Annotated in this window: 24 protein-coding genes; 22 read left to right on the top strand and 2 right to left on the bottom strand. The window is 62.3% G+C overall.

Annotation, left to right across the window (positions count from 1 at the left end; translation table 11 throughout):
* Nucleotides 1-23 precede the first annotated feature (23 nt).
* The 12 genes from fleN to HBR93_RS25780 all read left to right on the top strand — a co-directional run bounded on the left by fleN (nucleotide 24) and on the right by HBR93_RS25780 (nucleotide 10,710).
* Nucleotides 24-857, top strand: a complete 834-nt coding sequence (gene fleN, locus HBR93_RS25835; RefSeq protein WP_003192912.1) for a flagellar synthesis regulator FleN — start codon at nucleotides 24-26, stop codon at nucleotides 855-857.
* Nucleotides 854-1,594 carry an RNA polymerase sigma factor FliA gene (gene fliA / locus HBR93_RS25830; protein WP_029292560.1) on the top strand — a complete coding sequence of 247 codons (741 nt, stop codon included), beginning with the start codon at nucleotides 854-856 and terminating at the stop codon, nucleotides 1,592-1,594. The genes fleN and fliA overlap by 4 nt, the downstream gene beginning before the upstream one ends.
* 167 nt (nucleotides 1,595-1,761) lie before the next feature.
* Nucleotides 1,762-2,136: a chemotaxis response regulator CheY gene (locus tag HBR93_RS25825; RefSeq protein WP_005790040.1), complete on the top strand. Its 375-nt coding sequence runs from the start codon at nucleotides 1,762-1,764 to the stop codon at nucleotides 2,134-2,136.
* Nucleotides 2,137-2,154: 18 nt separating this feature from the next.
* The gene (locus HBR93_RS25820; RefSeq protein ID WP_057438816.1) at nucleotides 2,155-2,943 is read left to right on the top strand and encodes a protein phosphatase CheZ; all 789 of its coding nucleotides are present in this window, start codon (nucleotides 2,155-2,157) and stop codon (nucleotides 2,941-2,943) included.
* 12 nt (nucleotides 2,944-2,955) lie between these two features.
* Nucleotides 2,956-5,166, top strand: a complete 2,211-nt coding sequence (locus tag HBR93_RS25815; RefSeq protein ID WP_115127667.1) for a chemotaxis protein CheA — start codon at nucleotides 2,956-2,958, stop codon at nucleotides 5,164-5,166.
* 49 nt (nucleotides 5,167-5,215) lie between these two features.
* Nucleotides 5,216-6,337: a chemotaxis response regulator protein-glutamate methylesterase gene (locus HBR93_RS25810; RefSeq protein WP_057438818.1), complete on the top strand. Its 1,122-nt coding sequence runs from the start codon at nucleotides 5,216-5,218 to the stop codon at nucleotides 6,335-6,337.
* Nucleotides 6,337-7,077, top strand: coding sequence for a flagellar motor protein (locus HBR93_RS25805; RefSeq protein ID WP_029292570.1), 741 nt, complete (start codon nucleotides 6,337-6,339; stop codon nucleotides 7,075-7,077). The genes HBR93_RS25810 and HBR93_RS25805 overlap by 1 nt, the downstream gene beginning before the upstream one ends.
* 15 nt (nucleotides 7,078-7,092) lie before the next feature.
* On the top strand, nucleotides 7,093-7,980 hold the full coding sequence (gene motD, locus HBR93_RS25800; protein ID WP_057438819.1) for a flagellar motor protein MotD: 888 nt from the start codon (nucleotides 7,093-7,095) through the stop codon (nucleotides 7,978-7,980).
* 51 nt (nucleotides 7,981-8,031) lie between these two features.
* Complete coding sequence (locus tag HBR93_RS25795) at nucleotides 8,032-8,820, top strand: ParA family protein (RefSeq protein WP_057438820.1); 789 nt, start codon at nucleotides 8,032-8,034, stop codon at nucleotides 8,818-8,820.
* A gap of 138 nt (nucleotides 8,821-8,958) precedes the next feature.
* Nucleotides 8,959-9,759: a CheW domain-containing protein gene (locus HBR93_RS25790; RefSeq protein WP_115127668.1), complete on the top strand. Its 801-nt coding sequence runs from the start codon at nucleotides 8,959-8,961 to the stop codon at nucleotides 9,757-9,759.
* A 75-nt stretch (nucleotides 9,760-9,834) separates the two neighbouring features.
* On the top strand, nucleotides 9,835-10,317 hold the full coding sequence (locus HBR93_RS25785; protein ID WP_032859076.1) for a chemotaxis protein CheW: 483 nt from the start codon (nucleotides 9,835-9,837) through the stop codon (nucleotides 10,315-10,317).
* Nucleotides 10,318-10,710, top strand: coding sequence for a DUF2802 domain-containing protein (locus HBR93_RS25780; RefSeq protein WP_057438822.1), 393 nt, complete (start codon nucleotides 10,318-10,320; stop codon nucleotides 10,708-10,710).
* 555 nt (nucleotides 10,711-11,265) lie between these two features.
* On the opposite strand, the gene HBR93_RS25775 is transcribed toward HBR93_RS25780, so the two are convergent.
* Entirely contained in the window at nucleotides 11,266-11,595 is a 330-nt protein-coding gene (locus tag HBR93_RS25775; protein ID WP_057958955.1) for an EscU/YscU/HrcU family type III secretion system export apparatus switch protein, read from the bottom strand.
* Nucleotides 11,592-13,163: a flagellar hook-length control protein FliK gene (locus HBR93_RS25770; protein ID WP_169961360.1), complete on the bottom strand. Its 1,572-nt coding sequence runs from the start codon at nucleotides 13,161-13,163 to the stop codon at nucleotides 11,592-11,594. The genes HBR93_RS25775 and HBR93_RS25770 overlap by 4 nt, the downstream gene beginning before the upstream one ends.
* Nucleotides 13,164-13,360: 197 nt before the next feature.
* On the opposite strand from HBR93_RS25770, the gene ccmA reads away from it, so the two are divergent.
* From ccmA to HBR93_RS25720, 10 genes are all read left to right on the top strand, one after another.
* On the top strand, nucleotides 13,361-13,996 hold the full coding sequence (gene ccmA, locus HBR93_RS25765) for a cytochrome c biogenesis heme-transporting ATPase CcmA (RefSeq protein WP_169961359.1): 636 nt from the start codon (nucleotides 13,361-13,363) through the stop codon (nucleotides 13,994-13,996).
* On the top strand, nucleotides 13,993-14,661 hold the full coding sequence (gene ccmB / locus HBR93_RS25760) for a heme exporter protein CcmB (RefSeq protein ID WP_032859085.1): 669 nt from the start codon (nucleotides 13,993-13,995) through the stop codon (nucleotides 14,659-14,661). The genes ccmA and ccmB overlap by 4 nt, the downstream gene beginning before the upstream one ends.
* A gap of 85 nt (nucleotides 14,662-14,746) precedes the next feature.
* Nucleotides 14,747-15,502 (top strand): heme ABC transporter permease, encoded by a 756-nt coding sequence (locus HBR93_RS25755; RefSeq protein WP_057438825.1) that lies wholly within the window; start codon nucleotides 14,747-14,749, stop codon nucleotides 15,500-15,502.
* Nucleotides 15,499-15,675: a heme exporter protein CcmD gene (gene ccmD / locus HBR93_RS25750; protein ID WP_169961358.1), complete on the top strand. Its 177-nt coding sequence runs from the start codon at nucleotides 15,499-15,501 to the stop codon at nucleotides 15,673-15,675. Before HBR93_RS25755 ends, ccmD begins: the two co-directional genes overlap by 4 nt.
* Nucleotides 15,672-16,127, top strand: a complete 456-nt coding sequence (gene ccmE / locus HBR93_RS25745) for a cytochrome c maturation protein CcmE (protein WP_169876558.1) — start codon at nucleotides 15,672-15,674, stop codon at nucleotides 16,125-16,127. The genes ccmD and ccmE overlap by 4 nt, the downstream gene beginning before the upstream one ends.
* A 3-nt stretch (nucleotides 16,128-16,130) precedes the next feature.
* The gene (locus HBR93_RS25740) at nucleotides 16,131-18,119 is read left to right on the top strand and encodes a heme lyase CcmF/NrfE family subunit (protein WP_169961357.1); all 1,989 of its coding nucleotides are present in this window, start codon (nucleotides 16,131-16,133) and stop codon (nucleotides 18,117-18,119) included.
* The gene (locus HBR93_RS25735) at nucleotides 18,116-18,652 is read left to right on the top strand and encodes a DsbE family thiol:disulfide interchange protein (RefSeq protein WP_115127674.1); all 537 of its coding nucleotides are present in this window, start codon (nucleotides 18,116-18,118) and stop codon (nucleotides 18,650-18,652) included. The genes HBR93_RS25740 and HBR93_RS25735 overlap by 4 nt, the downstream gene beginning before the upstream one ends.
* On the top strand, nucleotides 18,649-19,122 hold the full coding sequence (locus HBR93_RS25730; protein ID WP_057438827.1) for a cytochrome c-type biogenesis protein: 474 nt from the start codon (nucleotides 18,649-18,651) through the stop codon (nucleotides 19,120-19,122). Before HBR93_RS25735 ends, HBR93_RS25730 begins: the two co-directional genes overlap by 4 nt.
* On the top strand, nucleotides 19,115-20,308 hold the full coding sequence (ccmI, locus tag HBR93_RS25725) for a c-type cytochrome biogenesis protein CcmI (RefSeq protein ID WP_057438828.1): 1,194 nt from the start codon (nucleotides 19,115-19,117) through the stop codon (nucleotides 20,306-20,308). The genes HBR93_RS25730 and ccmI overlap by 8 nt, the downstream gene beginning before the upstream one ends.
* Before the next feature lie 16 nt (nucleotides 20,309-20,324).
* Complete coding sequence (locus HBR93_RS25720; RefSeq protein WP_115127676.1) at nucleotides 20,325-20,720, top strand: hypothetical protein; 396 nt, start codon at nucleotides 20,325-20,327, stop codon at nucleotides 20,718-20,720.
* Nucleotides 20,721-21,068 lie beyond the last annotated feature (348 nt).

Raw genomic sequence — 21,068 nt, 5'->3', positions numbered from 1 at the left:
GCAAGACAAGGTAAAGAAAGAACATGGGCAGCATGCATCCCGTACAGGTGATCGCGGTGACCGGCGGCAAAGGTGGCGTCGGGAAAACTAACGTGTCAGTGAATTTGTCCCTGGCCCTGGCAGAGCTTGGCCGCCGCGTCATGCTGCTGGATGCCGACCTGGGCCTGGCGAACGTTGACGTTCTGCTGGGACTGACGCCCAAACATACCCTGGCCGATGTCATTGAGGGCCGCTGTGAGCTGCGCGATGTGCTGTTGCAGGGGCCTGGGGGGATTCGTATCGTCCCGGCCGCCTCCGGCACCCAGAGCATGGTGCATCTGAGCCCGGCGCAGCATGCCGGCCTGATCCAGGCCTTCAGTGATATCGGCGACAACCTCGACGTGCTGGTGATCGACACCGCCGCCGGGATTGGCGAGTCCGTGGTCAGCTTCGTGCGCGCTGCGCAGGAAGTGTTGCTGGTGGTCTGCGACGAGCCCACCTCGATCACCGACGCCTACGCCCTGATCAAACTGCTCAACCGCGACTACGGCATGAACCGCTTCCGCGTGCTGGCCAACATGGCCCAGAGCCCGCAAGAAGGGCGCAACCTGTTCGCCAAGTTGACCAAGGTCACGGATCGCTTCCTCGATGTCGCCTTACAATACGTCGGCGCAGTTCCCTATGACGAGTGTGTGCGCAAGGCTGTGCAAAAGCAGCGTGCAGTCTATGAAGCGTTCCCTCGTTCGAAATGCGCGTTGGCGTTCAAGGCAATTGCTCAGAAGGTCGATACCTGGCCACTGCCCGCCAATCCCCGGGGGCATCTGGAGTTTTTCGTCGAGCGATTGGTGCATCAGACGAGTGCAGGACCGGTGCTATGACAGCCAGCGGCTACAACCTTTACAAAAAGTCGGCGCGTGACAGCCAGGGCGAATTGATCGAGCGCTATGCGCCCCTGGTCAAGCGCATTGCCTACCACCTGCTGGCACGCCTGCCCGCCAGTGTCCAGGTCGAAGACCTGATCCAGGCGGGCATGATCGGCCTGCTCGAAGTGTCGACCAAGTACGACGCGAGCAAGGGTGCGAGTTTCGAGACGTATGCGGGTATCCGTATCCGTGGCGCGATGCTCGATGAGGTGCGTAAAGGTGATTGGGCGCCGCGTTCGGTCCACCGCAATACCCGGATGGTGAGTGACGCAATTCGCTCAATTGAAGCAAAAACCGGTCGCGACGCTAAAGATCACGAAGTTGCGGCCGAACTCCAATTGAGTCTCGACGATTACTACGGGATTTTGAACGATACCTTGGGCAGCCGCCTGTTCAGTTTCGACGACCTGCTACAGGACGGCGAACATGAAGGGCTGCATGAGGATGGCGCGAGTGCTCACCAGGAGCCTTCACGCGACCTGGAAGATGAACGCTTCCAGGGCGCCCTGGCAGAGGCGATTGCCAATCTGCCGGAACGTGAGCGGCTGGTGTTGGCGCTGTACTACGACGAAGAGCTGAACCTCAAGGAAATCGGTGAGGTCCTGGGGGTCAGCGAATCGCGGGTCAGCCAGCTTCATAGCCAATGCGCGGCCCGCTTGCGGGGGCGTTTGGGAGAGTGGCGAGCGCGCTGACAGGCAGTGTGGGGACACTGCGAACGATAACCGCCAGGGCGCAAGCCCGGCGGGAGCGGCCCGTGATGTGCCCAGCAGTCCTTTTTGTGTAATGCCTGTTGAATGATATGGCGCGCCCAGGTGCTGGACGCGTTTAAGACTGCTTGGAGGTCGAATTGGACAAGAACATGAAAATCCTCATCGTTGATGACTTCTCAACGATGCGGCGGATCATAAAAAACCTGTTGCGTGACCTTGGGTTCACTAACACGGTCGAGGCGGATGACGGCATTACGGCGATTCCGATCCTCAACAGCGGGAGCATCGACTTTCTGGTAACTGACTGGAACATGCCTGGCATGACCGGCATTGATCTACTGCGCCACGTGCGCGCTGATGAAAAGCTGCGCAGCCTGCCTGTGCTGATGGTGACCGCTGAAGCCAAGCGTGAACAGATCATCGAAGCCGCCCAGGCCGGGGTCAACGGCTACGTGGTCAAGCCATTCACTGCACTGGCCTTGAAAGAGAAGATTGAAAAAATCTTCGAACGCATCGGTCATTGATGCTGCCACGGGGGAGCTATGGAGCATAAAGAATCATCGCAGGCCGACTTTGAGTCGACCCTGAAAAAACATGCTCACCAACTCGTCGAAAGCCTGGAAAAAGGCCAGTTCGGCGACGCAGTGCAGTTGATCCATGAGCTCAACCAGACCCGCGACCGCGGCCTGTACCAGGAAGTGGGCAAGCTCACCCGTGAGTTGCACAGTGCGATCGTCAATTTCCAGATCGACCCGCACATGCCCCAGGCCGAGGAAATCTCGCAGATCACTGATGCCACCGAACGCCTGTCCTATGTGGTCAGGCTGACTGAGGCGGCAGCCAATCGCACCATGGACCTGGTGGAAAACGCCACGCCTCTGGTGAACGGCATGGCCAACGAGGCCAAGGCGTTGAGCACCGACTGGGGCCGCTTCATGCGGCGCGAAGTGGGCGCTGAAGAATTTCGTGACCTGGCGCGTCGGGTCGAAGGCTTCCTGTCACGCAGCGAGCAGGAAAACCGTACGGTTTCCAGCAACCTCAATGACATTCTGCTGGCCCAGGATTACCAGGACCTTACCGGTCAGGTGATCAAGCGCGTGACCCTGCTGGTCACCGAAGTGGAAAGCAACCTGCTCAAACTGGTGCTGATGGCTGGCCAGGTCGACCGTTTTGCCGGCATCGAACACGACCGCGAAGCGATCCTCTCGGAAAAAGATCCACAAAAACACCTCGCCAAGGGTGAAGGTCCGCAGATTCATGCCGATAAACGTGAAGACGTTATGTCAGGTCAAGATGACGTAGACGATTTGCTGTCCAGTTTAGGCTTCTAAGGAGCACGCAATATGAGCTTCGGCGCCGATGAAGAAATCCTTCAGGATTTCCTTGTAGAGGCCGGCGAAATTCTAGAGCAGTTGTCCGAGCAACTGGTCGAGCTGGAAAGCCGACCGGATGATGCGAACCTGCTCAATGCAATTTTTCGCGGTTTTCACACTGTAAAAGGGGGCGCCGGCTTCCTCCAGCTCCATGAGCTGGTGGAGTGCTGCCACATCGCCGAAAACGTGTTCGACATCCTGCGCAAGGGTGAGCGGCACGTTGATTCGGAATTGATGGACGTGATCCTCGAAGCCCTGGACGCGGTCAACGGCATGTTCAATGAAGTGCGCGAACGCGCACCGATTACGGCTGCCACCCCGGAACTGCTGGCCGCCCTGGCGCGCCTGGCAGAGCCTGGCGCGGTAGCTGCCGCCCCGGTGGTTGAGGCGGCGCCTGAGCCAGTGGCCGAACCCGACGTCACTGACAGCGAGTTCGAGCAACTGCTGGACTCCCTCAATGCGGTCAAGGCCGAGGCAGAAGCCCCGGCCGCAGCTGCGCCGCCGATGGTGCCGACCACCGAAGACATCACCGACGCCGAGTTCGAGTCATTGCTCGACCAGTTGCACGGCAAGGGCCAGTTCGCCCCGGACGCCGTGGCAGCCGCACCGACGCCGGTGGAGCCTGCTGCGCCAGCGGCCAGCACCGATATCACCGACGACGAATTTGAAGCACTGCTGGATCAGTTGCATGGCAAGGGCTCGTTTGCTGCCGAGGCGTTGCCGGCAGTCGCTGCGGCGGCTGCGGCTGCACCGGCTGCGGCGCCGGCTGCCGCTCCGGCGGCGGATGGCCTGATCAGCGATCACGAATTCGAATCCCTGCTGGATGAGTTGCACGGCAAGGGCAAGTTTTCCGAGGTGGCACCTGCCGCCGCAGCCGCCGCGACCGCCACCGCAGCGGTGGCCAAGCCGGCACCCGTTGCTGCCAAAGCCGCAGCACCGGCTCCCGCCCGTGCCGCCGCCCCGGCGCCAGCCCGCGCTCCGGCACCTGCCGACAAAGCCCCGGCCAGTGAAGCCGAAACCACCGTGCGGGTCGATACCGCGCGCCTGGACGACATCATGAACATGGTCGGCGAACTGGTGCTGGTGCGTAACCGCCTGGTACGCCTGGGCTTGAGCAGTGGCGACGAAGCCATGCAAAAGGCCGTGTCGAACCTCGACGTGGTCACTGCCGACCTGCAGACCGCGGTGATGAAGACGCGCATGCAGCCGATCAAGAAAGTCTTCGGGCGCTTCCCGCGCCTGGTGCGTGACTTGGCCCGGCAGTTGAAAAAAGAGATCGCCCTGGAACTGGTGGGTGAAGAGACCGACCTTGACAAAAACCTTGTCGAGGCCCTGGCCGACCCGTTGGTCCACTTGGTGCGCAACGCGGTCGACCACGGCGTGGAAACTCCGGAAGAGCGCGAAGCCAGCGGCAAGCCGCGCCTGGGCAAAGTGATCCTGGCGGCCGAACAGGAAGGCGACCATATCCTGCTGTCGATCACCGATGACGGCAAAGGTATGGACTCCAATATCCTGCGCGGCATCGCGGTCAAACGCGGCGTCATGGACAAGGACGCCGCCGACCGCCTGACCGATACCGAGTGCTACAACCTGATTTTCGCCCCGGGCTTCTCGACCAAGACCGAGATTTCCGATGTGTCCGGCCGTGGCGTGGGCATGGACGTGGTGAAGACCAAGATCAGCCAGCTCAATGGCTCGATCAATATTTACTCGACCAAGGGCCAAGGTTCGAAGATCGTCATCAAGGTGCCGTTGACCCTGGCGATCATGCCGACCCTGATGGTGATGCTGGGCAACCAGGCGTTCGCCTTCCCGCTGGTCAACGTCAACGAAATCTTCCACCTCGACCTGTCGCGCACCAACGTGGTCGACGGCCAGGAAGTGGTGATTGTGCGGGACAAGGCCCTGCCTCTGTTCTACCTCAAGCGTTGGCTGGTGGCGTCTGCCGCTCATGAAGAGCAGCGCGAAGGCCACGTGGTGATCCTGTCCGTGGGCACCCAGCGTATCGGCTTTGTCGTCGATCAACTGGTTGGCCAGGAAGAAGTAGTCATCAAGCCATTGGGCAAGATGCTGCAAGGAACGCCAGGCATGTCGGGTGCGACCATTACCGGTGACGGTCGGATCGCGCTGATTCTCGATGTTCCGAGCATGCTCAAGCGTTACGCCGCACGGCGTATTTGATTCGGCCCGGGCAGGGCGGTTGTCCCTCGCCCGGCCTAACGGAGTGGTTATGGTAGTCAAGGTTCTGGTGGTGGACGATTCGGGTTTCTTCCGCCGCCGCGTCTCGGAAATTCTTTCAGCGGATTCCAACATCCAGGTGGTCGGTACGGCCACCAATGGCAAAGAGGCGATTGATCAGGCCCTGGCATTGAAGCCGGACGTGATCACCATGGACTACGAGATGCCGATGATGGATGGCATCACCGCCGTGCGCCACATCATGCAGCGTTGCCCGACCCCGGTCTTGATGTTCTCGTCGCTGACCCACGAAGGCGCCCGGGTGACCCTCGACGCGCTGGACGCTGGCGCCGTGGACTTTCTGCCGAAGAATTTCGAAGACATCTCGCGCAACCCGGAAAAGGTCAAGCAGATGCTCTGCGAGAAGGTGCACAGCATCTCGCGCAGCAACCGCAGCAGCTTCCGCGCGCCGGTGGCTCCCGCCCCGGTACCGGCGCCGGCACCGACCAGCAGCAGTTTCGGGCGCCCGGCTCCTGCCCCTGTGGCACGGCCTGCCGTGGCCCCGACGCGTGCGCCGGCGCCCAGTGCCTCGTCGCCCGCGCCCAAGCGCAAGGCCTACAAGCTGGTGGCCATTGGCACGTCCACTGGCGGCCCGGTGGCCTTGCAGCGCGTCTTGACCCAGTTGCCGGCCAACTTCCCTGCGCCGATCGTGTTGATCCAGCATATGCCCGCCGCGTTCACCAAGGCCTTTGCCGAGCGCCTGGACAAGCTGTGCCGCATCAGCGTCAAGGAAGCCGAAGACGGCGACATCCTGCGCCCAGGCCTGGCGTTGCTGGCTCCCGGTGGCAAGCAAATGATGGTCGACGGTCGCGGCGCGGTGAAAATCCTGCCGGGTGACGAGCGCCTGAACTACAAGCCGTGCGTGGATATCACCTTCGGTTCGGCGGCCAAGTCCTACGGTGACAAAGTTCTGGCGGTGGTCCTCACCGGTATGGGCGCCGACGGTCGTGAAGGCGCGCGCTTGCTCAAGCAGGGCGGTAGCTCGATCTGGGCCCAGGACGAAGCCAGTTGCGTGATCTATGGCATGCCCATGGCTATCGTCAAGGCCGACCTGGCCGACGCGGTCTACAGCCTGGATGACATCGGCAAGCACCTGGTGGAGGCCTGTCACTGATGGATGTGTTGAGCCTGGTTGGGATCCTTCTGGCGTTTGTCGCCATTATCGGTGGCAACTACCTGGAAGGCGGCCATCTTGGCGCGCTGGCCAACGGTCCGGCGGCGCTGATCGTGATCGGCGGCACCGTGGGCGCGGCGCTGTTGCAGTCGCCCCTGAGCTCATTCAAGCGGGCGATGCAGATCCTGGTGTGGATCATTTTCCCGCCACGTGTGGACCTGGCCGGTGGTATCGACCGCGTGGTCAACTGGAGCCTCACCGCGCGCAAGGAGGGCCTGCTGGGCCTGGAAGGCGTGGCCGATGCCGAACCCGACAGCTACGCACGCAAAGGCCTGCAACTGCTGGTGGACGGCGCCGAGCCGGAAGCCATCCGCAGCATCCTCGAAGTGGACTTCTACACCCAGGAAAGCCGCGATATCAACGCGGCCAAAGTCTTTGAAAGCATGGGCGGCTACGCGCCGACCATCGGCATCATCGGTGCGGTGATGGGCTTGATCCACGTGATGGGCAACCTGGCCGACCCCTCGCAACTGGGCAGCGGCATTGCCGTGGCGTTCGTCGCCACCATCTATGGCGTGGCCAGTGCCAACCTGTTGCTGCTGCCGATTGCCAGCAAGCTCAAATCCATTGCCATGCGCCAGTCCCGTTACCGGGAAATGCTGCTGGAGGGCATCCTGTCGATTGCCGAGGGTGAGAACCCGCGCTCCATTGAATTGAAGCTCCAGGGCTTCATGGATTGATGGGGGGTATTGCCTGTGAGCCGTCGCCGCCGCGAGCCTGAAGAGCACGTCAATCATGAACGCTGGCTGGTGTCCTACGCCGACTTCATCACCTTGCTGTTCGCCTTTTTTGTGGTGATGTACTCCATTTCCTCGATCAACGAAGGCAAGTACAAGGTTATCTCCGAAGCCCTGGTAGGCGTATTTACCGATTCGGACCGGGCCCTCAAACCGATTCCCATTGGCGACGAACGGCCCAAGACCACCACCCCGGCCAAACCGCTGGTCAAGGACAGCGACGAGACCGACGCCGGCATCAGTGGCGGCAGCGACCCGCTCAAGAGCATCGCCGACGATATCAGCGCGGCGTTTGGCGACCTGATCAGCTCCAACCAGATGACCATTCGTGGCAATGAGTTGTGGGTGGAGATCGAGCTTAACTCCAGCCTGCTGTTCGCCAGCGCCGATGCCATCCCCAGCGACATAGCCTTCAGCATCATCGACAAGGTGGCGGCCATCCTCAAACCCTTCGACAACCCGATCCACGTCGAAGGCTTTACCGATGACCAGCCGATCCATACCGCGCAATTTCCCACCAACTGGGAACTGTCGTCGGCGCGCTCGGCGAGCATCGTGCGCATGCTGGCGATGCAGGGTGTGAACCCCGGGCGCCTGGCGTCGGTGGGGTACGGCGAATTCCAGCCGGTGGCCAATAATGCGACGGCCGAAGGTCGCGCGCGCAACCGACGGGTGGTGTTGGTGGTGTCGCGTAACCTCGATGTGCGGCGCAGCCTGACTGCCACCGGTGCGGCCAATGCACAACCTGATGCTGCAATGAAGCGGGCTGGCACACAAACTGCACCGACGCCCGTAAAGCCGCCGGTTCGTGAGAGTGCCGTCAATTCTCTGTCACCGGCTCTATAACCTCGTGCTATTTCTCGGTCGAGCCAGTGCCTGCCGGGAGGAACAATCCGAATGAGAGTCTGGGCAGTTGCCAATCAAAAAGGTGGGGTCGGCAAGACCACCACCTCCATCGCCTTAGCCGGCCTGCTGGCCGAGGCGGGCAAGCGCGTGGTCATTGTCGACCTGGATCCCCATGGCTCGATGACCAGCTATTTCGGCTACGACCCCGATGCCCTGGAACACAGCTGCTTTGACCTGTTCCTGCACAAGGGCAGCGTCCCCGCAGGCTTGCCCGGGCAACTGCTGCTGCCCACCAGCAACGAGAAGATTTCCCTGTTGCCCTCCAGCACCGCCCTGGCCACCCTTGAGCGCCAGTCGCCGGGGCAGAGCGGCCTGGGCCTGGTGATCGCCAAGAGCCTGGCGCAACTCTGGCAGGACTTCGACTACGCCATCATCGACAGCCCGCCATTGCTCGGCGTACTGATGGTCAATGCCCTGGCGGCCAGCCAGCAGCTGGTGATCCCGGTGCAGACCGAGCACTTGGCGGTCAAAGGCCTGGAGCGCATGGTCAACACCCTGGCGATGATCAACCGTTCGCGCAAACAGGCGTTGCCGTTCAGCATCGTGCCGACCCTGTTCGACCGTCGCACCCAGGCCTCCCTCGGCACCCTGCGCGTACTGCGCGATGCTTACCCCGAGACCATCTGGCAAGGCTATATCCCGGTGGACACGCGCTTGCGTGACGCCAGCCGCGCCGGCCTCGCGCCCTCGCAATTCGATGGCAAAAGCCGTGGCGTGCTGGCGTATCGCGCCTTGCTCAAGCATCTGCTGGCCCAGCAACTTGTGGCGCAGGTGGCGTGAAATGAACAACCCTGTAGGAGCGAGTCTTGCCCGCGATGGGTTTTGCCTGATGTCACGGACTTTTGATTCAAGTCCGAGCGCGGGCAGGCCGATAACCTTTGAATACACGGTTAACGGTGCGTGCGCGTGGGCATACAGATGAATCGTCCTGTCGATATCAAGACCCGGCCGCAACTGGCGCTGCAGTCCTACCTGGACGCACTGCTGCAGGATGCGACCGAGGAAGTGCTGCCCGAGCCGATCCTGGTGCTGGATGAAGTGCTGGCGGTGCCTGTGGTCGAGGCTGAGGCCAGCCTGGATGAGTTTCAACTGGCGGTCCTCGAAGAGCAGGCCCGTGATGCGTTGGTGGTGCCTGTCGCCGTCGCGGTCGTGGAAACGCCTGCACCTCTGGTGCTGGTGCCGCCGGTGGCCGAGGTGCATCGACCGCCGAGCATTACGCCGCCACCGGTGGAAACCGATGGTCGGCCAGCGTGGGCTGCCGAGTCGTTCGAATGCCTGCTGTTCGATGTGGCCGGGTTGACCCTGGCGGTGCCGCTGGTGTGCCTGGGGTCGATTTACTCCCTGGAAGGCCAGGAATTGACGCCGTTGTTTGGCCAGCCGGAGTGGTTCCTCGGGATCCTGCCGAGCCAGGCCGGCAACCTCAAGGTGCTGGATACTGCGCGCTGGGTGATGCCCGACCGCTATCGCGACGATTTCCGCCAGGGCCTGCAATACGTGATCTCGGTGCAGGGCTACGAATGGGGGCTGGCGGTGCATCAGGTCAGCCGTTCGCTGCGCCTGGACCCCAATGAAATCAAATGGCGCAGCCACCGTGGCCAGCGGCCATGGCTGGCGGGCACCGTGATCGAACATATGTGCGCGCTGCTGGATGTCGCCGAATTGGCGGAGCTGATAGCCAGCGGCGCGGTAAAAGATCTGCCAGGTAACAAACGTACTTGATAAGAGGCGCAGTACCACGGTGCTGCCAAAGAAGAACACACGCCGTTATCAACGGTATTTGAAGGGGTCAGGGGTATGAATAAGTCAGCGTCCGCACAGGGTTTGGATGATCCGATTCTGCAATGGGTAACCTTCAAGCTGGACAACGAGTCTTACGGCATCAACGTGATGCGCGTGCAGGAAGTGCTGCGCTACACCGAAATCGCGCCAGTGCCGGGTGCGCCGAGCTACGTGCTGGGCATCATCAACCTGCGCGGCAACGTGGTGACCGTGATCGACACGCGCCAGCGTTTTGGCCTGATGCCGACTGAAGTCAACGACAACACGCGTATCGTCATCATCGAAGCCGACAAGCAAGTGGTCGGGATCATGGTCGACAGCGTGGCTGAAGTGGTTTACCTGCGCCAATCGGAAGTCGAGACCGCGCCGAATGTCGGCAATGAAGAATCGGCCAAGTTTATCCAGGGTGTGTGCAACAAGAACGGCGAGCTGTTGATCCTGGTTGAGCTGGACAAGATGATGAGCGAAGAAGAGTGGTCGGACCTGGAGAACATCTGATTGATGCTTGAGGTAGCGGTAATCGTCCTGGCCCTGCTGTGGGTCGGGACTGTAGTGGTATTGCTGCGCCATATGCGCCAGCAACGCGAATTGGCCTTGCAACAGGCCGAGCGCGACGCCGTGCGTGACCAGCGCCTGCGCGAGATGGCCAAGCGCGTGGACAACTACCAGCAAAGCGCCGTGCGGGTAGGGGAGGACGTGCACGAACTGCGCGCCATCCTCGCCCCGTTGCCCGACAAACTGTCGGCACTGGAACAGCGCGACCCGGCCAACCTGTCTTTTGCCCAGGCGGCAAAACTGGTGGGCATGGGCGCTACGGTGGACGAACTGACCCAATCCTGCGGCCTGACCCAGGCCGAGGCACAGTTGATGAGCAAGTTGCACAAAAGCTGACACTGTACTGATTCAAATGTGGGAGCGGGCTTGCTCGCGAAAGCGGTGGATCAGTCAATACATGTACCGACTGACCCCCCGCCATCGCAGGCAAGCCAGCTCCCACACTTGTTTTTTGTCGCCCCCACTTCCAGCACTCGCCGCAGTTCCAATGTGGGAGTTGCACAAAAGCTGACACTCTACTGATTCAAATGTGGGAGCGGGCTTGCCCGCGATGGCGGTGTGTCAGCCAAGGCTGTACCGACTGACCCACCGCCATCGCAGGCAAGCCAGCTCCCACACTTGTTTTTTGTCGCCCCTACTTCCAGCACTCGCCGCAGTTCCAATGTGGGAGTTGCACAAAAGCTGACACTGTATTGATTCAAATGTGGGAGCAGGCAAGCCAGCCCACACTTATTTTTACCGCCCCCACTTCCAGCACCCGCCGCAGTTCCCATGTGGGAGCGGGCTTGCTCGCGAAAGCGGTGGGTCAGTCAATACATGTACCGACTGACCCACCGCTTTCGCGAGCAAGCCCGCTCCCACATTTTTTGATCTGTGTGCATCCTCGAAACGTCAGTAATCATCCCCGCGCGCCGTCACATCCCGCTCCACTGGCTCGGCATTCGGGTCATACCCCGCCGGGAACTTGCCTTTGAGCGTCCAGGCAAACGCAATAATCTCGGCGATGGTGCGGTACAGCTCTTCGGGAATGCTGTCACCCAACTCCATGCGCGCCAGCAGTTTCACCAGCTCGGCATTTTCATAAATCGGGACTTCATGTTCGCGCGCCAACTTCAGGATGGCTTCAGCCAGGGCGTCGTCGCCTTTGGCGGTCAGGGCGGGGGCGGCTTTGCCGTCGTATTTGAGGGCGATGGCCTGGCGTGGTGGGTTGGGGTTTTTCATGCGGTTTCATCCACCCAGCGTTGTTCCAGCCCGGTCTTTGGCCCGCGGGGCGGGGTGCCGAGGTGGCAGTCGAGGTCGCCGACATTGAGGCCCGACGACACCAGGCGCTCGCGCAGGCTGCCCAGGTGGCTTTCGATCAGGCTGGCGGTGTAGGGGCGGGTGGCCCATAGCTGGCTGGACAGTTTGCCCTGGCTCAATTGTGCCTGGACCTGCAAGGGGCCCAGGGGCTCCATGTCGAAGGCCAGTTCCACGCGCCACAGCATCTTCTTCGCGTCGCGTTCGATCTTGCGTTCCGGCTCGTCCTTGTCCGGCGCCGGCTCTTCGCGCTGGAACTTGACCTGCAGCGGCACGATGTCTTGCAAGGTGCGCATGGGGATTTCCAGTTGCCAGGTGGTTTGCAGGCGGCCATCGGCGGTGGTGCCACTCTGTTCCAGGCTCGACAGTTGATGGCTCTGCAAGCGCGAGATGGCGCCGGCGGCCAGGCGCAGCAGGTTTTCCAGGCTGTTTTCACCGTCCAGGCGCTGCAGCAGGCGCTCCGGCAATGGGAAACCGCCCGGCGCGTTGCGGGCGCCCACCTGGCCGAGGGTACCCAGCGGGCTGCGGACAAAGCTGGGCAGCATCTGCGCCAGGGTATTGGCGGCCAGGATTGCATTGAGGTTGGTGTTGGCGGGCAGGGCGGGTAGCAATTCGTTGACCAGGCGCAGCAGGCTGCCCTTCATATCCAGCGGCGGCACTTGCGGGTTTTGCCCGGCCAGCAGCTTGGCTTCAAGGAACACGCCGCTGTTGTGCAGCAGTTGCGCCAGCACCCTGGGGTTGCTGACCTGCGCCACATCCGGCAGCCCGGCCAGCAGGCGATCGACGGCGGCGCGCAATTGTGCGGAGGTGTCATCGGGCAGGTTTTTCAGGGCATTGAACACCCCTTCCAGCGAGGCCTGGCGGCTTTGCTGGGCGGCCAGTTGCTGGCTGACCGCCAGTTGATCGCGCAGCCCACTCAGGGGCACGAAATCCAGGGTCTGCGCACCCTGCACCACGGCACTCAACAAGCTACCGACGCGCAGCGGTTGCGGGCTTTCCAGGGTCAGGGTGGTACCGCTCAGGGCGTTGTTGAGCACCGACACCAGCGAACGGTATAGCGCCGGTTGCCCGGCGCCCTGGGGCAGCATCTGCGAGGTCAGCACCTTGGCCTGGAGCAAGGTGCCCACCGGCAACTGGTTGGTGTCGATGCGGGTCAGGGCGGCAACATTGGCGCTGAGGGCCTGCTGCAGGCTGATCGCCAGGTCGCCCGATGCCGTCTGGCTCACCGCCACGTTGCTGCCCAGGGGCAGTGGCTGGCTGCTCGCGGCCTGCACCAGGGTTTGTCGGCCACCTTCAAGGGTCAGCTTGAGCAACAGCTGAAAGGCTTCACCGCCTTGCTTGAGCGCCAGGACCTCGGCGTTCACGGTTTTGCCGGCGTCGATCAACCCAGTCTGCGGCTCCAGCAGTTTCAGCAGTTCGCCCACCGCAGGCGCAGGCCTGGGCCCGGAGGCCGGGGCAGGGGGCAGGGTCGGAAGGTTGATGTCACCGGTCATCGTGGCCGCCGTCTCAAGGAAATTGCCCTCTTTAGAGTAGGGCATCACATGTATAATGCCGCCCGTCTTCAAAGAGCGGGTCAAAAACATCTCAACTGATTGATCCAGCTCTCTAAAACAGGCCGCCAATGCAGTTATTGTGCATCTCTTTAACGGCCGTTCCACCGCCGACTTGAACCGTAAAGGCCCGCGATCTTGTGACCAGCCCCCTACTTGAAGCCGTTGCGCTTGCCTGTGAGCGAGACCTGCGGATGCTGTTCGAACACCTCGAGTTGCGGCTGTCGGCGGGCGACATGGTGCAGATCAGCGGCCCCAACGGCAGTGGCAAGACCAGCCTGCTGCGCCTGCTGGCCGGTTTGATGCAGCCCACGGCAGGCCAGGTGCGCCTCAATGGCAAGCCGCTGCAAGAGCAACGCATGGAGCTGGCGCGCAATCTGGTGTGGATCGGCCACGCTGCGGGGATCAAGGATGTGCTGACGGCCGAAGAAAACCTCAGTTGGCTCAGCGCCCTGCATCATCCGGCCCCGCGCGCATCCATCTGGCGGGCCCTGGCGGCCGTCGGGCTCCAGGGCTTCGAAGATGTGCCGTGCCATACCCTGTCGGCCGGCCAGCAGCGCCGGGTGGCCCTGGCCCGCCTGTACCTGGAGGGCCCGCCGTTGTGGATCCTCGACGAACCCTTCACCGCCCTCGACAAGCAGGGCGTGGCGCAGCTCGAAGAACACCTGGCCCGGCATTGCGAGCAAGGTGGCATGGTGGTCCTCACTACCCACCACACCTTGACCCGCATGCCTGCCGGTTACCGCGACCTGGACCTGGGACGGTGGTCGGTATGAGTGTATTTGCCCTGTTGGTCGCCCGCGAAGCCCGTTTGCTGTGTCGCCGCCCGGCTGAACTGGCCAACCCGCTGGTGTTCTTCGCGATTGTCATCGCGTTGTTCCCGTTGGCGGTCGGTCCCGAGACTAAACTGTTGCAAACCTTGTCTCCGGGACTGGTGTGGGTCGCGGCCCTTTTGTCCGTCCTGCTCTCGCTGGACGGGCTGTTTCGCAGTGATTTCGAAGATGGTTCCCTTGAACAGTGGGTCCTTTCGTCGCACCCCCTGCCTCTTCTGGTTCTGGCCAAGGTACTGGCACACTGGGCCTTCTCCGGCCTGGCGCTGGTCCTGCTCGCACCGCTGCTGGCGATGATGCTGGGGCTGCCCGCCGAATGCCTGCCCGTCTTGCTGGCCTCGTTGTTGCTAGGTACCCCGGTGCTGAGCCTGCTGGGGGCGGTGGGTGCGGCACTGACGGTGGGCCTGAAACGTGGGGGGTTGTTGCTGGCCTTGCTGATTCTGCCTTTGTATATCCCGGTATTGATCCTGGGCAGCGGCGCCTTGCAGGCCGCGCTCATGGGGATGCCGGCGACCGGTTACCTCTTGTGGCTTGGCAGCCTGACCGCCCTGGCGGTAACCCTGACACCCTTTGCTATAGCGGCCGGCCTGAAGATCAGCGTCGGCGAATAATGAGGTCTGACCCGGTATTTTCACTGCGTCAGTAAAGACCCTAAGCTTCTTGCAACGACAAGAAGCAACCGTGATGGAAACAGCAATGAACTGGACCTGGTTTCACAAGCTCGGCTCGCCCAAGTGGTTCTACGGGATCAGCGGCAAAATGCTGCCCTGGCTCGCCGTCGCCGCCTTCCTGCTGATCGGTATTGGCCTGGTCTGGGGCCTGGCCTTCGCACCACCGGACTACCAGCAGGGCAACAGCTTTCGCATCATCTATATCCACGTGCCCGCCGCGCTGCTGGCCCAGTCCTGCTACGTGATGCTCGCGGTGTGCGGCATTGTCGGGCTGGTGTGGAAGATGAAGCTGGCCGACGTCGCCCTGCAATGCGCGGCGCCCATCGGTGCGTGGATGACCGCGGTGGCGCTGCTCACCGGGGCAATCTGGGGCAAACCGACCTGGGGCTCGTGGTGGGTCTGGGATGCGCGACTAACGTCCATGTTGATTCTGCTGTTTCTGTACTTCGGTCTGATTGCCCTGGGCAACGCGATCAGCAATCGTGACAGCGCCGCCAAGGCCTGCGCGGTGCTGGCGATTGTCGGCGTGATCAATATCCCGATCATCAAGTACTCGGTGGAGTGGTGGAATACCCTGCACCAGGGCGCCACCTTCACCCTCACTGAAAAACCGGCGATGCCCGTGGAAATGTGGGCGCCGCTACTGCTGATGGTCCTGGGCTTCTACTGCTTCTTCGGCGCAGTGTTGCTGATGCGCATGCGCCTCGAAGTGCTCAAGCGTGAAGCCCGCACCAGTTGGGTCAAGGTCGAAGTGCAAAACAGCCTGGGAGCCCGTGGATGAGTTTCTCCTCTTTCAGTGATTTTCTCGCCATGGGCCACCACGGCCTGTACGTCTGGACCGCCTATGGCATCAGCCTGGCAGTCCTGGCCCTCAACGTTGTTGCGCCGATCCTGGCCCGCAAGCGTTACCTGCAACAAGAGGCGCGTCGTCTGCGCCGGGAGACCGATAAGTGAATCCGCTGCGTAGAAAGCGTCTGTTGATCATCCTTGCCATCCTGGTGGGCGTCGGCATAGCTGTAGGCCTGGCCTTGAGTGCCCTGCAGCAGAACATCAACCTGTTCTACACCCCGACCCAGATCGCCAATGGCGAAGCGCCGCAAGACACGCGGATCCGTGCCGGTGGCATGGTCGAGGCCGGTTCCCTGAAGCGCTCCGGCGACTCCCTGGACGTGACCTTCGTGGTTACCGACTTCAACAAATCCGTGACCATCACCTACCGCGGCATCCTCCCGGACCTGTTCCGCGAAGGGCAGGGCATCGTGGCCCTGGGCAAAATCAACGCCCAGGGCGTGGTGGTGGCCGATGAAGTGCTGGCCAAGCACGATGAGAAATACATGCCGCCGGAAGTGACCAAGGCCCTCAAAGACAGCGGCCAATCCGCGCCCACCCCAGCCAAGGAGGGTTAAGCAATGACCTCTACATTGTTTATTCCCGAGTTGGGCCAATTGGCGATGATCCTCGCCCTGTGCTTTGCTATCGTCCAGGCCATCGTCCCGCTGCTGGGCGCCTGGCGCGGCGACCGGCTGTGGATGAGCCTGGCGCAGCCCGCCGCCTGGGGCCAGTTCGCGTTCCTGGCGTTCGCCTTCGGTTGCCTGACGTACGCGTTTATGACCGACGACTTTTCCGTCGCCTATGTGGCCAGCAACTCCAACAGCGCCTTGCCCTGGTACTACAAGTTCAGCGCCGTGTGGGGCGCCCACGAAGGCTCCCTGCTGTTGTGGGCCCTGATCCTCGGCGGTTGGACCTTTGCCGTGTCGGTGTTCTCCCGGCAGTTGCCGCAAGTCATGCTGGCGCGGGTGCTGGCGGTGATGGGCATGATCAGCATCGGCTTTTTGCTGTTCCTGATCATGACCTCCAATCCGTTCGAGCGGATCTTGCCGCAGATTCCCGTGGACGGTCGCGACCTCAACCCGTTGCTGCAGGATATCGGCCTGATCGTCCACCCGCCGATGCTGTACATGGGCTATGTGGGCTTCTCCGTGGCCTTCGCCTTTGCCATCGCCGCCTTGCTCGGCGGGCGTCTTGATGCCGCCTGGGCGCGCTGGTCGCGTCCATGGACCATCGTCGCCTGGGCTTTCCTCGGCATCGGCATCACCCTGGGCTCGTGGTGGGCCTATTACGAACTCGGCTGGGGCGGCTGGTGGTTCTGGGACCCGGTGGAAAACGCCTCCTTCATGCCCTGGCTGGTGGGCACGGCTTTGATCCACTCCCTGGCCGTCACCGAAAAACGCGGCGTGTTCAAGAGCTGGACCGTGTTGCTGGCCATTGCCGCCTTCTCCCTGAGCCTGCTGGGCACGTTCCTCGTGCGTTCCGGTGTGCTGACCTCGGTGCACGCGTTCGCCGCCGACCCTGAGCGTGGTGTGTTCATCCTGATCTTCCTGCTCTGCGTGGTGGGCGGTTCGCTGACCCTGTTTGCCCTGCGCGCGCCGGTGGTCAAGAGCCACGTGGGCTTCAACCTGTGGTCGCGGGAAACCCTGCTGCTGGGTAATAACCTGGTGCTGATCGTTGCGGCCTCGATGATCCTGCTGGGCACTCTGTACCCGCTGGTGCTCGATGCCCTGACTGGCGCCAAGCTGTCGGTCGGCCCGCCGTACTTCAACGCGTTGTTCATTCCGTTGATGGGCCTGCTGATGGTGGTAATGGCCATCGGCGTGCTGGTGCGCTGGAAAGACACCCCGGTCAAATGGCTGCTGGGCATGTTGATCCCCGTGCTGCTGGGCAGTGCTGCACTGTCGGTGGTTGCCGGGATTGCCTACGGCGACTTCAACTGGGCAGTGCTCGCCACCTTTATGCTCGCGGCCTGGGTGTTGCTGGCCGGCGTGCGCGATATCTTCGACAAGACCCGGCACAAGGGCCTGATCAAAGGCCTGCCAACCCTGACCCGCAGCTACTGGGGCATGCAGATCGCGCACATCGGTATCGCCGTGTGCGCCCTGGGCGTGGTGTTGTCCAGCCAGAACAGCGCCGAGCGCGACCTGCGCCTGGCCCCTGGCGAGTCCATGGACCTGGCCGGCTACCAGTTCGTCTTCGAAGGCGCCAAGCACTTCGAAGGGCCGAACTTCACCTCCGACAAAGGCACCGTGCGTGTGCTGCGCAACGGCAAGCAAATCGCCGTGCTGCACCCGGAAAAACGCCTGTACACCGTACAGAGCTCGATGATGACCGAAGCCGGGATCGACGCCGGGTTCACCCGTGACTTGTATGTCGCCTTGGGCGAACCCCTGGGTGAGGGCGCCTGGGCCGTGCGGGTCCACGTCAAGCCGTTTGTGCGCTGGATCTGGTTCGGCGGCCTGCTGACCGGCTTCGGTGGTTTGCTGGCAGCGATGGACCGGCGTTACCGGGTCAAGGTCAAGAGCCGGGTGCGTGAAGCCCTCGGCATGCAGGGAGCTGCGGTATGAAGCGTTGGTTGATGGTATTGCCACTGGCGGTGTTTCTGCTGGTCGCGGTGTTTTTGTATCGCGGCCTGTACCTGGACCCGGCCGAGCTGCCGTCGGCGATGATCGGCAAGCCGTTCCCGGCGTTCTCGTTGCCTACGGTGCAGGGCGATAAAACCCTGACCCAGGCAGACCTGATCGGCAAACCGGCGCTGGTCAACGTGTGGGCCACCTGGTGCATCTCCTGCCGCGTGGAGCACCCGGTGCTGAACAAGCTGGCGGAGAAGGGCGTGGTGATCTACGGCATCAACTACAAGGACGACAATGCAGCGGCCTTGAAGTGGCTGGCGGAATTCCACAACCCATACCAATTGGACGTGCGCGATGAAGACGGCAACCTGGGCCTGAACCTCGGCGTCTACGGTGCCCCGGAAACCTTCTTTATCGACGCCAAGGGCGTGATCCGCGACAAGTTCGTGGGGGTGATCGACGAAGTGGTCTGGCGCGAACAACTGGCGGCCAAGTACCAGGCCCTGGTGGACGAGGCCAAGCCATGAAGCGTTGGTTGACCGCCGCAGTACTGGCCCTGGGCCTGGTGGGCGTGGCCCATGCCGCCATCGACACCTACGAGTTTGCCCGCGATGGCGACCGTGAGCGTTTCCGCGAGCTGACCAAGGAACTGCGCTGCCCCAAGTGCCAGAACCAGGACATCGCCGACTCCAACGCACCGATTGCCGCCGACCTGCGCAAAGAGATTTTCCGCATGCTGGGCGAGGGCAAGGACAATCAGCAGATCATCGACTTCATGGTCGATCGCTATGGTGATTTTGTCCGCTACAAGCCGGCGCTGACCAGCAAGACCGCCTTGCTCTGGTTTGGCCCCGCCGCCCTGTTGCTGGGTGGCCTGGTGGTCATGGCCGTGATCGTCCGCCGTCGCCGTGCGGCGCCTACCGATGGTTCTGATGCGCTATCTGCCCAAGAGCGCCAACGCCTCGACCAACTGCTGGACAAAAAAACTGATGATTGATTTCTGGCTCGCAGCTGGCCTGCTGCTCCTGGTTGCCTTGAGTTTCCTGTTGATCCCGGTGTTGCGCGTACGTCGCGCCCAGCGTGAAGAAGACCGCACCGCGTTGAACGTCGCGCTGTATCAGGAACGTGTTGCTGAACTGCAAACCCAACAAAGCGAAGGCGTGCTCAACGCGGCGCAACTCGATACCGGCCGCGCCGAAGCCGCCCGTGAATTGCTGGCCGATACCGAAGGCGTGGAAAAGCCCCGCGAATCGCGCCTGGGCAAGCCGCTGCCACTGCTGGCCGCCGTGCTGGTGCCGGTGTTGGGCCTGGGGCTGTACCTGCATTACGGCGCCATCGACAAGGTTGAACTGACCCGCGAATTCGCCCAGCCGCCGGTCTCCCTTGCTGACATGACCCAGCGCCTGGAACGGGCTGCGGCGGCGCAACCGGATTCTGCCGAAGGCTTGTACTTCCTGGGTCGCGCCTACATGGCCCAGGATCGTTCGGCCGACGCGGCCAAGGTCTTCGAGCGCACCGTGGCCCTGGCCGGTCGCCAGCCCGAGTTGCTCGGGCAGTGGGCCCAGGCGCAGTACTTTGCCAACAACAAACAGTGGTCGCCGCAGCTTCAGGCCCTGACTGACGAAGCGTTGAAACTCGACCCGAAGGAAGTCACCAGCCTTGGCCTGTTGGGCATCGCCGCCTTTGAAGGGCAGCGTTACCAGGAAGCCATCGACTACTGGAACCGTCTGTTGGCCTTGTTGCCGGAGAAAGACAATTCCCGCTCAGCGCTGCAAGGCGGCATCGACCGCGCGGCCGAGAAGTTGAAAGAGGGCGGCGGTGCCGTCGCGCCAACTACCAAGACCGCCGTGATGAAAGTACGCGTGGACCTGGCGGCCGACGTCAAAGCCCGCGCTCTGCCGACTGACAGCGTATTTATCTTCGCCCGCGCCGTTTCCGGCCCGCCGGCGCCACTGGCCGCCAAGCGCGTCACCGTGGCCGATCTGCCGGTGACCGTCGAACTGGGCGATGCCGATGCGATGATGCCGCAGTTGAAACTGTCCAACTTTCCCGAAGTCCAACTGGTTGCGCGCATCTCACGGGCCGGTCAACCGACTGCCGGCGAGTGGATCGGCCGCAGTCAACCCCTGGCCAGCAGCACCACCGCGACCCAGCAGTTGACCATCGACAGTCCGGATAAATAATTTCGAGGAAATCCCCATGACCGCCATCGCTCGTATCACCCTGCTCAGTCTGGTCTTGGGCTTGAGCGCTTGCGCGGTCCATCGGCCACCTCCAGCTCCTACGGGCCCGACCATTCCACCGTCGGGCCCCTCGACCCAGCCGGTAACCAAACCTTCCGGCCCGGTCACCGCCCCCGCCAAGCCCTTGCCCAGCAAGTCCCCAACCTTCGCCCCACCCCCCGGCGCTGCCAGCCACTGGGACGGCAAGATGCAGGTGTACGTGCTGGACGAGCAACCGGACACCTTCTACCGCCAGCGCACCTACTACCGCTGGAGCAACGGCTGGAGCCGCTCCATCAGCCCGAATGGGCCATGGGAAGAGACGAATGTGCAGGGCGTACCGCCGGGGTTGAGCAAGCAGTACGCAAAATGATCTAAGGCGACCTTCAAACGGTCGCCTTTTTTATGATTTGAAATCCAATTCAAATGTGGGAGCCGGCTTGTCGGGTCGCCGCTTAGGTATCTACACGACTTGCTCTTTTTGGTTATTGGGTGTGAGTACATATCCGTTGCTGCGGTTATGGCCACTTAGGGTTCCGCTCTTACAGCGGGTCACTTTTGGAAAAGAGCCCCAAAAGTAACCAAAAGGGCTCCTGCCCCACCACTCGGTGCCTCGCCTAGGCTCGGCATGCCCGCAGTCAGGCATTGCTCCGTGGGCCCGCCGCGATCGGCCATCCATGGCCGTGTCGCGGCTACCCCGGCATCCATGCCGGGGTGCCCA

The organism is Pseudomonas sp. WS 5411, from assembly GCF_012985595.1.
GTDB classification, from domain to species: Bacteria; Pseudomonadota; Gammaproteobacteria; order Pseudomonadales; family Pseudomonadaceae; genus Aquipseudomonas; species Aquipseudomonas shahriarae.
The sequence above is the reverse complement of the archived record's forward strand: the minus strand, read 5'-3'. Positions and strand labels throughout refer to the sequence as shown.